The sequence below is a fragment of the Vibrio sp. R-1 genome (assembly GCF_035615595.1).
Classification (GTDB): Bacteria; Pseudomonadota; Gammaproteobacteria; order Enterobacterales; family Vibrionaceae; genus Vibrio; species Vibrio cholerae.
Genome location: NZ_WPDC01000032.1, coordinates 25,055 through 38,024 on the forward strand (window position 1 = coordinate 25,055; position 12,970 = coordinate 38,024).

A 12,970-nucleotide genomic window follows, 5' to 3' on the forward strand; every position below is an offset into this window, starting at 1 on the left:
CGATTCTCCTTGTGAAAAAACTCCCTCAAAGAGGGAGTGTGATTATTCAATCAGTGCTGCAATCTCAGCTGGGATCTGGCTTGGCTGTAGGATTCGCACTTGTTTGTGGCGTCCTAGCTCGCCTTTTTCGATCACCACCGAACCTTTCGCCACTTTGCACTGCTTGGCGAGAAATTTGCTCAAGTGTGCGTTGGCTTTACCATCAATCGGCGGCGCGGTGATGGCGACTTTGAGTTCTTCACCATGTAGACCGACAATGCTGTCGCGGCTCGCTTTCGGTTGAATATAGAGCCGCAGCAGTAAGTCATCTCCTTCGCGCCATACGGCAGCCATTACAACTGATACCAGATAGGACCAATCACATCGCCCATCAGGAAGTTGGCAAATTGCAGCACAATAAACAGCACCAGAATGCTGAGATCAAAGCCGCCCATCACCGGAATAATGCGACGGATCGGCGCGAGCATAGGTTCAGTCAATTGATGGAACACGTATTCGATTGGGCTGCGGCCTTGGCTGACCCAGCTTAGGATAGCGCGGATCAACAAGACCCAGAACAACAAGCCGCCTGCAGCTTTGATCAGAGAGAGCAAGCCGAGGAAGAGGAAATCTGCACTGAACGACACGGAGCCGCTGGAGGCAATCAAGACTAAGGCCATGAATTTCAGTACGCACAGGACGTACGCAAAAACGATGGTGGCTAAATCAATGCTGCCAATCGATGGGATCACACGGCGCAGCGGGCCGACCACGGGTTGGGTCGCTTTTACGATAAATTGCGAAAACGGATTGTAGAAATCAGCGCGCGCGGCTTGCAGCCAAATGCGCAAAATGACCACCATGATGTAGAGGTCAAATAGGGTGTTGATGAGAAAGCTCAGTGAATTCATAAGTTGCCCTTATTGATTTGGCGACCGCTCAGTTTGAGTGGACGCCTTAAACATTAAAACAGTTGTTCCATCTCTTGCGCGCGTGTTACCGCCGCTTGCATCGCTTTGGCAACGATGTCGCTGAGTTGGTGATCGTTAAACGTCTGGATCGCTTGCGCCGTGGTGCCGCCTTTTGACGTCACTTGTTCACGCAAAGTGGCCAGTGAGAGTTCTGGGTTGGCTTTGACCATGGCGGCCGCACCGAGAGCCGATTGTTGTACTAACAAACGGGCGGTGGCTTCATCAAAGCCTTGCGCCATCGCCTCTTGCTGCATGGCTTGCATAAACAAGAAAAAATAAGCAGGAGCACTCCCTGCGGCGGCAATCACGCTGTTGATGCCGGATTCGTTTTCTACCCAGCACACTTCGCCCACGCTTTGCATCAGTTGTGTGGTAAAGGCTTTATCCGCTTCGCTCACCGAATCAGGGGCGTACAAACCGCTCATGCCAAGGTTTACCAGTGATGGCGTATTGGGCATCACACGCACTAAATTGAGCTGGGTGGCCAGCATCTCATTGAGTCTTTTGACTGAGACACCCGCCGCAATCGAGATAACTAACTTTCCAGAGAAATCGACCGCTTGCAGCGGTTTACACACCTCAGCCATCAGCTGCGGTTTGACCGCTAACACCACCACATCCGCTTGTTGCGCCGCAGCAAGGTTATCGCTGGTGGTGCGAATACCGTATTGCGCTTCAAGAGGCTCGCGGCGCGTGAGTGAAGGGGCGGTTGCAATGATCTTATCGGCGGCGTAACCACTGGCAATCAATCCCGCAATGATGGCGCGTGCCATGTTACCTGCGCCAATAAAGGCGATGCTTCTCTGTTCCATTCGATACTCTCAAATCTAAAAGGGGCACTCGTTGCAACGAGCATCCCAAACGTTAAGCGTTGCGGCTGTAATCGCGCTCGCCGAAAATCGCGGTACCAATACGCACTATCGTGCTGCCTGCTTCAATCGCTGCTTGCATATCGCCACTCATACCCATGGATAAGGTGTCAATCTGTGGGTATTTCTGAGCCAGTTGTTGCTGCAATTCGGCTAATTGGGAAAATGCCGCCAGTTGCGCAGGGTAATCCGGCACGTTCTCAGGAATTGACATCAGCCCTCTTAAGGTGAGGTTTGGCAGACGAGAAATCAATTCAGCTAATGTAAATAATTGCTGCGGTTCGATGCCTGATTTTGAGGCCTCACCGCTGGTGTTGACCTGAATCAGCACTTGCAGCGGTGGCATATCCACAGGACGCTGTTCACTGAGGCGCAAGGCAATTTTCTCGCGATCAATGGTGTGAACCCAGTCAAAATGCTCTGCCACTAAGCGCGTTTTATTCGACTGTAGTGGACCGATAAAGTGCCACTCCAGTGCTAACTGCGGGTGATGTTCGGCAAAATAGCGGATTTTATCCACGCCTTCCTGCACATAATTCTCACCAAAGTAGCGTTGACCTGCTTGAGTCGCCTCAAGAATTGCCTCGACGGGTTTAGTTTTACTTACCGCGAGAAGTTGCACACTGCTTCGAGCGCGTCCACACTTTTGTTGTGCGCTCTCAATCTGTGCAGTGATATGTTCAATGTTTTGTTGAATACTACGCATAGCCAGACTTTATTAAGGAATTTAAATGGATATCGCTGAGTTACTGGAATTTAGTGTAAAACATAACGCCTCAGATCTACATCTTTCCGCAGGTGTTCCGCCTATGGTACGGATTGATGGCGAAGTTAGGAAGCTTGGCGTGCCTGCTTTTACCCATTCTGATGTACATCGCTTGATTTTTGAGATCATGAATGATGCCCAGCGCAGTGAATATGAAGAGAAATTAGAAGTCGATTTTTCTTTTGAACTGCCTAATGTTGGCCGTTTCCGGGTTAACGCGTTTCATCAAGCGCGCGGATGCTCGGCGGTGTTTCGTACCATTCCCACTGTCATCCCGACGTTAGAGCAACTGGATGCTCCTGAGATCTTCAGCAAAATTGCCAATTATGAAAAAGGGTTAGTTTTAGTGACTGGGCCAACGGGGTCGGGTAAGTCGACGACCTTGGCGGCGATGGTGAACTATGTCAATGCCCATCACAATAAGCATATTTTGACTATTGAAGATCCGATTGAATTTGTGCACAGCAACAATAAGTGTTTGATCAACCAACGCGAAGTGCACCGTGATACCCACAGTTTTAAAAATGCATTGCGCTCGGCATTGCGTGAAGACCCAGATGTGATTTTGGTTGGTGAGCTGCGTGACCAAGAAACGATTAGCTTGGCGCTTACCGCGGCAGAAACGGGTCACTTGGTGTTTGGTACACTGCACACCAGCTCGGCGGCGAAAACCATTGACCGGATTATTGATGTTTTTCCGGGCAGCGACAAAGACATGGTGCGTTCCATGCTGTCGGAATCGCTGCGTGCGGTTATTGCGCAAAAACTCCTAAAACGCGTCGGGGGTGGCCGTGTTGCGTGTCATGAAATCATGCTGGCAACGCCAGCGATCCGGAACTTGATCCGTGAAGATAAAGTGGCGCAGATGTATTCGATCATCCAAACCGGTGCCGCACACGGCATGCAAACCATGGAGCAAAACGCCAAACAGCTGATCGCTCGTGGTGTGGTGGATGCGCAAGAAGTACAGAGCAAAATCGAGTTGGATTTAAAAGCATTTTAGGTAGGTAAAGACAGATGGAGTTGAATCAATATCTGGATGGCATGCTGACTCATAAAGCATCGGATCTGTACATTACGGTGGGTGCACCGATTTTATATCGAGTCGATGGTGAATTGCGTGCGCAAGGTGAAGAGCTCAGCGTGGCAGATGTCACCACCTTGTTGAATGCGATGATGGATGACGCAAGGCAAGCAGAATTTAAGCAGACGCGCGAAGCGAACTTTGCTGTGGTTCGTGACAGTGGCCGTTTTCGGGTCAGTGCATTTTTCCAACGTGAATTGCCGGGGGCGGTGATCCGCCGGATTGAAACGCGCATTCCCACCTTTGAAGAGCTGAAATTGCCTGAAGTGCTGCAAAATTTGGCGATTGCCAAACGCGGTTTAGTGTTGGTGGTCGGCGCAACCGGTTCGGGTAAATCGACCACTATGGCAGCCATGACTGGCTATCGTAATCAGCATCGCACCGGGCATATTTTGACGGTCGAAGATCCCATTGAGTTTGTGCATGAACACAAGCGCTGTATCGTGACGCAGCGAGAAGTCGGGCTTGATACCGAAAGTTATGAAGTGGCGCTGAAAAACTCGCTGCGCCAAGCACCGGATATGATTTTGATTGGTGAAATTCGCAGCCGAGAAACCATGGAATACGCGATGACTTTCGCGGAAACGGGGCATTTGTGTATGGCCACGCTGCACGCTAACAATGCTAACCAAGCGTTAGAGCGGATTTTGCATTTAGTGCCGAAAGAGCAGCGTGAGCAGTTTTTGCTCGATTTGTCACTCAACCTCAAAGGCGTGATTGCCCAGCAATTATTGCGCGATAAAAATGGCAAAGGTCGACACGGGGTGTTTGAAGTGTTGCTCAATAGCCCGCGTATCGCGGATTTAATTCGCCGCGGTGAACTGCATGAGCTGAAAGCGACCATGGCTCGTTCGCAGGAAGTGGGGATGCAAACTTTCGATCAAGCCTTATACCAGCTTGTGGTGGATGACAAAATCAGTGAGCAAGATGCCCTGCACAGTGCCGATTCAGCCAACGATCTGCGTTTGATGCTCAAAACCAAGCGTGGTGATGACTACGGCAGCGGCTCTTTGCAGAATGTGAAGATTGATATGGAGTAGCGATGGTTACTTTGTGCGCTTTGCTTTTACGCCCTGCAACTCAAGCGAATTTGGGATAGAGCTTCGAGTCTGGATTGGGCATACTGCCACTTTCTCGGCTGAATAGGTGGAGTGCGCATGCCGATCACGACTCAAGAGTATCTCGCATTAGGTGACGCGATTGCGGCGTTAAAGACGCCGCAATTTACGTCGCATCTTGTCGCAGTGCTACGCTGTATTGCCGATTTTGATTGCGCGGTGATCTTGGGCTATCGTCCCAACAAACATCCGATTTATCTGTATGACTCGCTCTCGACCCAGCGTGAGCTGCTGTTTCAGCGTTATCTGACTCATGCTTATCTTGATGATCCTTTCTATAGCGCTTTGCAGCACAACACGCGCTCAGGGGTGTTTCATCTTTCCGATTTAATGCCGCTCAATCCACAGCAAAAAGCCTATCAACACCAGTTTTATGCGCAAACCGGTTGGCAAGATGAAGTGAGTTTGGTGGTCAATCTTGATGGCGAGCGTGCGATTGTGTTGTATCTCGGCTGCTTTAAGCCGCGCTCTTTTCCTCGTGAACAGATAGCCGCGTTGCAACAGCGGTTTACTGTGTTGCAAGCCTTGTGTCAGCAGCATTGGCAGCAGCAGCCACTGCGGTTAGCGGAAAGTGCGCAGCCAAGCCAAGAGTTACGGACTTGGGTTGAACAGGCGATCCAGAGTTTTGGCGCGCAGCGTTTAAGCCCGCGTGAGCAGGAGATCACTGCACTGCTCATCCAAGGTTTAGACTCACAAGAGATTGCCGAGGCACTGGCCATCAGCCACGGCACAGTCAAAAATCATCGTAAACGCATCTATGCGCAGCTGCATGTCAGCTCGTTAAGCGAGCTGTTTCAGCTGTTTCTCAATCATCTGATTGGCGCAGCCGCGGATTAGGCTGTCTCTCTTCCTTCGGTCATCAATCACCAAGATTGTCCCTTTAGGGACATCGCTCCCTATGTTTAAAGTTGGTTACTCTGCTTGCCAAGACTTTTAGGAGGCAGAATGAATTCACAGCAACTGTTTGATGATTTACAGCAGCGCGGTTTGATCGCGCAAAGCACACCTCTGGAGGCGCTGGTTGAGCGCTTTGCCACATCGCAAGTGCTGTATTGCGGTTTTGACCCCACTGCAGGCAGTTTGCACATCGGCCATTTGGTGCCACTGCTGATGCTTAAGCGTTTTCAAAACGCCGGACACCAAGCGATTGCACTTATCGGTGGTGCCACTGGCATGATTGGCGATCCAAGCTTCAAAGCCAACGAGCGGGTGCTCAATAGTGCGCAAACCGTGCAGCAATGGGTGAGTGATTTAAGCCAGCAAATCACGCAATTGATGGCCTCGCAGAGCGAAAACTGCGCATCGCTGATGACCGTCAATAATGCCGATTGGATCGGCAAGATCAATCTGATCGATTTTTTCCGCGATGTGGGCAAGCACTTTTCCGTCAATGCCATGATCAATCGTGAATCGGTAAAGCAGCGTTTGGCGCGTCCGGATCAAGGCATCTCTTTTACTGAGTTCAGTTACTCTTTACTGCAATCTTATGACTTTGCGCATCTCAATCGTGAGTTTGGCTGCACACTGCAAATTGGTGGCAATGATCAGTGGGGCAATATTGTCAGCGGAATTGATTTGACCCGTCGCCTGAATGGGGTTGAGGTGTGTGGTTTAACTCTGCCGCTCATTACCAAATCCGATGGCACTAAATTTGGTAAAACTGAAAGTGGTGCCGTGTGGCTTGAGAGCAGCAAAACCTCGCCGTATCGTTTCTACCAGTTTTGGTTAAACAGTGATGATGCGGATGTGTACCGTTTCTTGGCGTATTACACCTTTTTGAGTACCGCTGAGATTGAGGAAATCCGTCAAGCCGATGCGTTACGTGCAGGCAAGCCACAAGCGCAGCAGATTTTGGCAGAGCACGTGACCCGTTTTGTGCATGGTGAAGAGGGACTCGCTGCAGCGCAGCGGATTACTCAAGCGCTGTTTAGCGGGGATGTCAGCTATCTCAGCTTGAGTGAGTTGGCTCAGTTAGAGTTGGATGGTTTGCCTTGTGTGGTGGCATCACGCACCGATTCCTTACTCGATTTGCTGCTCAGCTCAGGTTTAGCCAGTTCTAAGCGCCAAGCGCGCGAGTGGCTGGAGAATGGGGCGATTCGCGTCAATGGTGAGCGAGTACAGCAAGAGGGTGGGTTATCCGGCTTTGCTCTGTTTGATCGCTACTATGTGTTGCAACGCGGTAAGAAGCAGTTTGCTTTGATCAAATTGGAAGGTTTGGCTGAGTAATCACAGCGATTCTACTCGGACAAGAAAAGCAGTGGGGTTAGCCCCACTGACTTTCAAACCAACTCTCTAGAATGATCACCGCCGATTGGCAGTCCACATTGCCTTTGCTCAGTGCTTTGTAACCGCCCATGGCGAAGAGTTCTGCGCGCGCTTCGGTGGTGGAAAGACGCTCATCATGCAGTTCTACGGGCAAACCAAAACGGCCATGTAAACGCTGAGCGAATTTCTTTGCGCGCGGGGTGATGGTGTCCAGATCTTTGCCGTGCAGATCGGTAGGCAGGCCAACAATCAATAAATTGGGTTGCCACTCTTTGATCTGTTTTTCAATTTCATCCCAATTGGGGATGCCATCATTGGCTTTAAACGCTTTCAGCGGAGACGCCGTGCCCGTGATCTCTTGACCGATTGCACTGCCAATGCTTTTGGTGCCGTAATCAAAGGCCATAACGGTACGTGACATGCGATTTCTCTTTTAATAAAAAATGACAGTAAAAATGAGGCTGCGTGATCGCAGCCTTGGATATGGTTAGGCGTGTCCGGCGTCGCTGGAAAGCTGCGCAGGGGAGATGCCGAGTTTTTGAATAGCCTTTTGCCATTTCTCATGCACGGGCGTGTTAAAAATCAGCTCAGGATCCGCTTCTATGGTTAGCCACGAGTTTTCGGTGAGTTCCACCTCTAACTGGCCAGCAGACCAACCCGAATAGCCCAGCGCGACAATGTAGCCTTCAGGCTCCGCCTCGGTACCCAGTACAGTGAGAATATCCTTCGAGGTGGTGACGGCGATGTCATCGGTCATCTTCATGCTCGATTCGTAGTGATCGCGCGGACGATGCAGAATAAACCCACGATCTTCCGACACCGGACCACCATTAAACACCGGCTTTTTCAAACTCTCTTGGTGCGATTGTGGGTAAGCGGGCTCAATATCGACCTGCTTGAGCATGCCGCCGACCGTAATGTCGATCGGCGCATTGATCATTAACCCCATCGCACCATCTTGGTTGTGCTCGCAAATATAAATCACGCTGCGCTTGAAGTAAGGATCCTTCATGCTTGGCATGGCAACCAGAAAATGATTGGTAAGATTCATACTGTGTCCAACCTCTATGTCACTGCTATGGTTGCTCACATCGCCGTCGCTTTTAAGCGACGCTCAATGGCATCCATCAGCTTGCCTGTGATTGAAATATCGTACGCAGCTTCAATCTCTCGAATGCAGGTTGGGCTGGTGACGTTAATTTCGGTCAGTTTATCGCCAATGACATCTAAGCCTACAAACAGCAGCCCTTTCTCTTTGAGAGTCGGTGCGACCGCGAGGGCAATTTTCTTATCGGTTTCACTCAGTGGGCGCGGCTCACCACGACCGCCAGCTGCTAAGTTGCCGCGGGTTTCCCCTTTGGCGGGAATTCGCGCCAAGCAGTAAGGCATAGGTTCACCATCGACTACCAAAATGCGTTTATCACCGTTGCTGATATCTGGCACAAAGGTCTGCGCCATGCAGTAATTCTGGCCGTGGTTGGTTAAGGTTTCGATGATCACTGAGAGGTTTGGATCGCCCTCTTTAACGCGGAAAATCGAAGCACCGCCCATACCGTCGAGGGGTTTTAGGATCACATCCCCGTGCTGTTCACGGAAGGCTTTAATCTTCTCGGCTTTGCGCGTCACCATAGTGATCGGCGTAAGCTCAGGGAACCAAGCGGTGAACAGTTTTTCATTACAGTCGCGCAGGCTTTGTGGTTTGTTCACCACTAACACGCCTTCATCTTCCGCGCGCTCCAAAATGTAGGTTGCATAGATGTATTCGGTGTCGAACGGCGGATCCTTACGCATTAAAATCGCATCCAATTCAGAAAGTGCGATGGTTTGCTCGGATTTGAATTGATACCAACCGCTCGGATCTTCTTTCAGCTCGACGACCTTGGTGTCGGCCAGTGCTACACCTTGCTCTAAGTGTAGATCATTCATCTCCATATAATGGATTTCATAACCGCGACGCTGCGCTTCAAGCATCATGGCAAAGCTGGAATCTTTTTTGATGTTAATGGAAGCGATGGGATCCATCACAATACCGAGTTTAATCATGGTTTATCTCCATTTAGCCAAGATCGCCGAAACGAACTTGTAGTGCAGTTATCGCTGTTAGAGCTGCCGTTTCTGTGCGCAGTACGCGTGGGCCTAACAAGGTTTCTTCAAACTGGTAACGGCGAGTCATATCAATTTCTTCCGCTGACAGACCACCTTCAGGACCAATCAGCAAACGAACTTTGCTCACTGGGGTGGGTAAGGTGTTGATCGAGTATTTAGCGCGTGGGTGCAAATTGAGTTTCAGTGCCTCGGTGGGCTCTGCGCACCAAGCTTCGAGATCCATAATCGGGCGGATTTCTGGCACGGTATTACGGCCACACTGCTCACAAGCGCTGATCGCAATTTTCTGCCACTGCTGGATCTTCTTCTCGAAGCGTTTTTCATCCAGCTTCACGCCACAACGCTCAGAAAGCAGAGGGGTGATGGTAGTGACGCCCAATTCCACCGATTTTTGGATGGTGAACTCCATCTTATCGCCGCGTGAAATCACCTGCCCAAGATGCAGATCGAGCGGCGATTCAATGCTGTTTTCTACGCGCTCAGTGATATTGACCAATACCTGTTTTTTGCCAACTTCACTGATCACGGCTGGGAATTCAGCCCCCAAACCATCAAACAGCAGCACTTCTTGCCCAGCTTGCATACGCAATACGCGACCGATATGCCCTGCGGCATCTTCACTCAGGGCTACGGTGCCAAGCTGGTGGATCGGTTCTGGATGATAAATTCGAGGGATGCGCATGCGGATAATTCCTAATCATTAAACGAGGTTACCGTCTTCCAACGTAAAGCGGTAACTTCAGTTGGAAGAGGGATATCTGGCCTCTAACATGGATGCAAGTTGGGCAAAATACAAGGGGGCAGGGTGAGATTCTGCCCCTCAGTTCGGGCATTGTTCACGCACAAAGCGGTTCGAGTTGCCTTGCACTTTTTCGATCTTTTGGTCACGCACACATTCCCATTCGCTGACCGGATACTGATTGTTCCACGCCTGCATTAATTGGTTTTGCGCTTTGGAAAGGCGCAAACCGTACTGCTCACTCATGTACAGATATGTACGCGCAATCGCCCCGCGAGCACGCTCTGGCGGCATGGCAGTGCGCTCTTTGAAGTTTACTTGCATTTCGCACTGGCCGTAGGTGACGCCATCGACGCCATTCCACTGACTAAAACTGAAGTTGGAGCGATCGCCATTCACTTCACCAATCGCCGGAGTGAGGTTGTGCAGATCGGCCTCCATCTGATTGAACTCAGGGCTAGTACGAGTGCAGTTTTTACGGCCACCTTGTTGCCAGCATTGCAACTGATGACCAAATTGCCAAGCCGGCACCACATGTTCCCATTCAATCCGCGAAGCACGATTCTCATTTTTACGCACTTGATAGCCGCAACTCTCCAGATCCGGGATGCCTTTTTTGCCTTGCCAGCGAATCTCGCAGCCGCAGTAAAAAGAGACCGGATGATCACGATAAATCTTCACCGCTTCATTTTTGGCATGACTAAAAGAGATGGGGGCGGCAAAGGTGAGCAGAGGTAAGCTAGCAGCAAGCGTGGTAACGAAACGAAAAATCATCATAAAAGACGTAGATAAGTAGGTTTTTTATCAGTTTAACACTCATAAATTGCCTTTGTCGTTGATGCTTTTGTCAGTTTTTTGGCGAGAGCAAGGCAAAGCCTATAGAAGTGGCTTCAGCCAATCAAAGGTTAGGCTTGGTAGATCAAGTTTTGTTGGCAGCTTTGGCAGCGATAGGTAGCTTCACCACGCAGCACTTTATTGTGGCGACGAATGGTGAGCGGGTATTCACGACACGCACAGCGGTAGTGGAAGGTTTTGCCCTGTACTGAAGCGACAGAAAAGGTGTGAGTGGTTTTCGGCTCAAGCTTAAAGACTTGGATCATCACTTGTTGCCATTGGGCACCGTGTGGACGTACTCGGCCATAAAGCTGATACGTAACCAGATGGGCGATTTCGTGTGGGATCACTTGCTGGAGGAAGTCATCGACGTTTTCGGCAAACAGCACGGGATTAAGGCGGATTTCCCACAGCTGTAAATAGGCTTTACCGGCGGCGCGTCCACGTAAACGGTAATTGAGTTTGGGCAGTTTAAAGGGGCGCTGCAAAGCCTCGCTGGCGGTAGCGATACACTGTTTGATTTTCTGCTCAGCTTGGCAGTGCAGATCAAAACGAACCATTAGCGAATGTCTACCTCTAAAAACTCTGTCATCGAACTCATAAAAAAGGCCCTTTCATGAGAAAGGGCCTTGAACTGTATTGCAATCCTCGCCGTTTGTCAGCGATGAGTTGAAATAATGCTTATTTTAGACCTGCGAAGTCACGCAGCAGCGCGGCTTTGTCGGTGGCTTCCCAAGGGAACTCTTCGCGGCCGAAGTGACCGTAAGCTGCCGTTTTCTTGTAGATAGGTTGCAGCAGGTTCAGCATCTCTTGCAGACCGTATGGACGCAGGTCGAAAAACTGACGAACGGCTTCGATGATGATCTCTTGAGATACTTTTTCAGTACCGAAAGTTTCCACCATGATCGACGTTGGATCAGCAACACCGATAGCATAAGAGAGTTGGATTTCACAACGATCAGCCATACCCGCCGCAACGATGTTTTTCGCAACATAACGTGCTGCGTAAGCCGCTGAACGGTCAACCTTGGATGGATCCTTACCAGAGAATGCACCACCACCGTGACGCGCTGCGCCGCCGTAGGTATCAACGATGATCTTACGACCGGTCAGACCACAGTCACCCATTGGGCCACCAATCACGAAACGACCGGTTGGGTTGATGAAGTATTTGGTCTCTTTGCTCAACCATTCTGCTGGCAGAACTGGCTTGATGATCTCTTCCATCACGGCTTCACGCAGATCTGCGGTAGAGATTGAATCACTGTGTTGAGTCGAGAGAACTACAGCATCAATACCTACGATCTTGCCTTGGTCATACTGGAAGGTCACCTGAGATTTCGCATCAGGACGCAGCCATGGCAGTGTGCCATTTTTACGAACTTCAGCTTGGCGCTGCATCAGACGATGCGCGTAGGTGATCGGTGCTGGCATCAGCACTTCAGTTTCGTTGGTCGCATAACCAAACATGATGCCTTGGTCGCCCGCGCCTTGCTCTTTAGGATCGGCTTTATCAACACCTTGGTTGATGTCTGGCGATTGCTTACCTATGGTGTTCAGTACCGCACAAGAGTTGGCATCAAAGCCCATGTCTGAGTGCACGTAACCAATTTCACGAACGGTTTGACGAGTAATCTCTTCGATATCAACCCAAGCGGAAGTCGTGATTTCACCGCCCACCATCACCATGCCAGTTTTTACGTAAGTTTCGCAAGCAACGCGAGCTTTAGGATCTTGCTCAAAAATCGCGTCCAACACTGCATCAGAGATCTGGTCTGCAATTTTATCTGGATGGCCTTCTGATACCGATTCTGAAGTAAACAGGTGCTTAATCGCCATGATAGCTCCAATATTTGTGGTTATTCGCTAACGTCTCAGTTCTTTCCGACCTATGGTTTGAGTCGCTTAGAGATAATGACGTTATCGATCAATTTAGTACATTTTGTAGGCGTTTCTACATCTAGACGGCTATTCTAGTGTCGGGCGCTCAAATTACAAGCTCTTTTTCTATTTAGCGCATAACCAAACGTTTGCTTAAAAAAGTCAGCTTTGCCACTACAAAGCGAGAATGTGCTAAAAAGTGTGACAAAATCGGAGCAAAGCACCAGTAAATCGTTTGCAGCAGCAGGGGGGCTTTGCGACAATAGCCGCCACTGATTTTCCGCATCCATTCATTTCGCTTACTTCCCATTTAGGAGTCGACATGTCTTCTCGCAAACAACTTGCCAATGCTATCCGT

General features: G+C 50.0%; 15 protein-coding genes. 4 read left to right on the top strand and 11 right to left on the bottom strand.

Annotation, left to right across the window (positions count from 1 at the left end; genetic code table 11):
• Positions 1 to 42 precede the first annotated feature (42 nt).
• The 4 genes from yggU to GOU96_RS09110 are packed head-to-tail and all read right to left on the bottom strand — an operon-like array spanning position 43 to position 2,525.
• Positions 43 to 333, bottom strand: coding sequence for a DUF167 family protein YggU (gene yggU, locus GOU96_RS09095; protein ID WP_230615326.1), 291 nt, complete (start codon positions 331 to 333; stop codon positions 43 to 45).
• Complete coding sequence (locus GOU96_RS09100; RefSeq protein ID WP_001087261.1) at positions 333 to 890, bottom strand: YggT family protein; 558 nt, start codon at positions 888 to 890, stop codon at positions 333 to 335. The genes yggU and GOU96_RS09100 overlap by 1 nt, the downstream gene beginning before the upstream one ends.
• A 53-nt stretch (positions 891 to 943) precedes the next feature.
• A complete protein-coding gene (gene proC, locus GOU96_RS09105) occupies positions 944 to 1,762 on the bottom strand; it encodes a pyrroline-5-carboxylate reductase (RefSeq protein ID WP_053034663.1) in 819 nt (272 codons plus the stop codon).
• Positions 1,763 to 1,814: 52 nt separating this feature from the next.
• Entirely contained in the window at positions 1,815 to 2,525 is a 711-nt protein-coding gene (locus GOU96_RS09110; protein WP_001256647.1) for a YggS family pyridoxal phosphate-dependent enzyme, read from the bottom strand.
• Positions 2,526 to 2,550: 25 nt separating this feature from the next.
• Between GOU96_RS09110 and GOU96_RS09115 the strand changes: the two genes are divergently transcribed.
• The 4 genes from GOU96_RS09115 (at position 2,551) to tyrS (ending at position 7,013) form a co-directional block, all read left to right on the top strand.
• On the top strand, positions 2,551 to 3,588 hold the full coding sequence (locus tag GOU96_RS09115) for a type IV pilus twitching motility protein PilT (protein WP_000350195.1): 1,038 nt from the start codon (positions 2,551 to 2,553) through the stop codon (positions 3,586 to 3,588).
• A 14-nt stretch (positions 3,589 to 3,602) separates the two neighbouring features.
• Positions 3,603 to 4,709: a PilT/PilU family type 4a pilus ATPase gene (locus GOU96_RS09120; RefSeq protein WP_267782725.1), complete on the top strand. Its 1,107-nt coding sequence runs from the start codon at positions 3,603 to 3,605 to the stop codon at positions 4,707 to 4,709.
• Positions 4,710 to 4,826: 117 nt separating this feature from the next.
• A complete protein-coding gene (locus GOU96_RS09125; RefSeq protein ID WP_267782723.1) occupies positions 4,827 to 5,624 on the top strand; it encodes a helix-turn-helix transcriptional regulator in 798 nt (265 codons plus the stop codon).
• A 108-nt stretch (positions 5,625 to 5,732) separates the two neighbouring features.
• Positions 5,733 to 7,013: a tyrosine--tRNA ligase gene (gene tyrS / locus GOU96_RS09130; RefSeq protein WP_267782721.1), complete on the top strand. Its 1,281-nt coding sequence runs from the start codon at positions 5,733 to 5,735 to the stop codon at positions 7,011 to 7,013.
• A gap of 37 nt (positions 7,014 to 7,050) precedes the next feature.
• Here the strand turns inward: tyrS and ruvX are convergent, their stop codons facing one another.
• The 7 genes from ruvX to metK form a co-directional block, all read right to left on the bottom strand.
• Complete coding sequence (ruvX, locus tag GOU96_RS09135; protein ID WP_000091869.1) at positions 7,051 to 7,473, bottom strand: Holliday junction resolvase RuvX; 423 nt, start codon at positions 7,471 to 7,473, stop codon at positions 7,051 to 7,053.
• A gap of 66 nt (positions 7,474 to 7,539) precedes the next feature.
• The gene (locus tag GOU96_RS09140; protein ID WP_001054771.1) at positions 7,540 to 8,103 is read right to left on the bottom strand and encodes a YqgE/AlgH family protein; all 564 of its coding nucleotides are present in this window, start codon (positions 8,101 to 8,103) and stop codon (positions 7,540 to 7,542) included.
• 35 nt (positions 8,104 to 8,138) lie between these two features.
• Complete coding sequence (gshB, locus tag GOU96_RS09145) at positions 8,139 to 9,095, bottom strand: glutathione synthase (RefSeq protein WP_000593313.1); 957 nt, start codon at positions 9,093 to 9,095, stop codon at positions 8,139 to 8,141.
• Between the two features lie 13 nt (positions 9,096 to 9,108).
• Positions 9,109 to 9,840 carry a 16S rRNA (uracil(1498)-N(3))-methyltransferase gene (gene rsmE / locus GOU96_RS09150; protein ID WP_001222500.1) on the bottom strand — a complete coding sequence of 244 codons (732 nt, stop codon included), beginning with the start codon at positions 9,838 to 9,840 and terminating at the stop codon, positions 9,109 to 9,111.
• A 138-nt stretch (positions 9,841 to 9,978) separates the two neighbouring features.
• On the bottom strand, positions 9,979 to 10,674 hold the full coding sequence (gene xds / locus GOU96_RS09155; RefSeq protein ID WP_000972594.1) for an extracellular deoxyribonuclease Dns: 696 nt from the start codon (positions 10,672 to 10,674) through the stop codon (positions 9,979 to 9,981).
• Positions 10,675 to 10,802: 128 nt separating this feature from the next.
• A complete protein-coding gene (locus tag GOU96_RS09160) occupies positions 10,803 to 11,291 on the bottom strand; it encodes a SprT family zinc-dependent metalloprotease (protein WP_267782719.1) in 489 nt (162 codons plus the stop codon).
• 121 nt (positions 11,292 to 11,412) lie between these two features.
• A complete protein-coding gene (gene metK / locus GOU96_RS09165) occupies positions 11,413 to 12,570 on the bottom strand; it encodes a methionine adenosyltransferase (RefSeq protein ID WP_000985183.1) in 1,158 nt (385 codons plus the stop codon).
• Between the last annotated feature and the right edge of the window lie 400 nt (positions 12,571 to 12,970).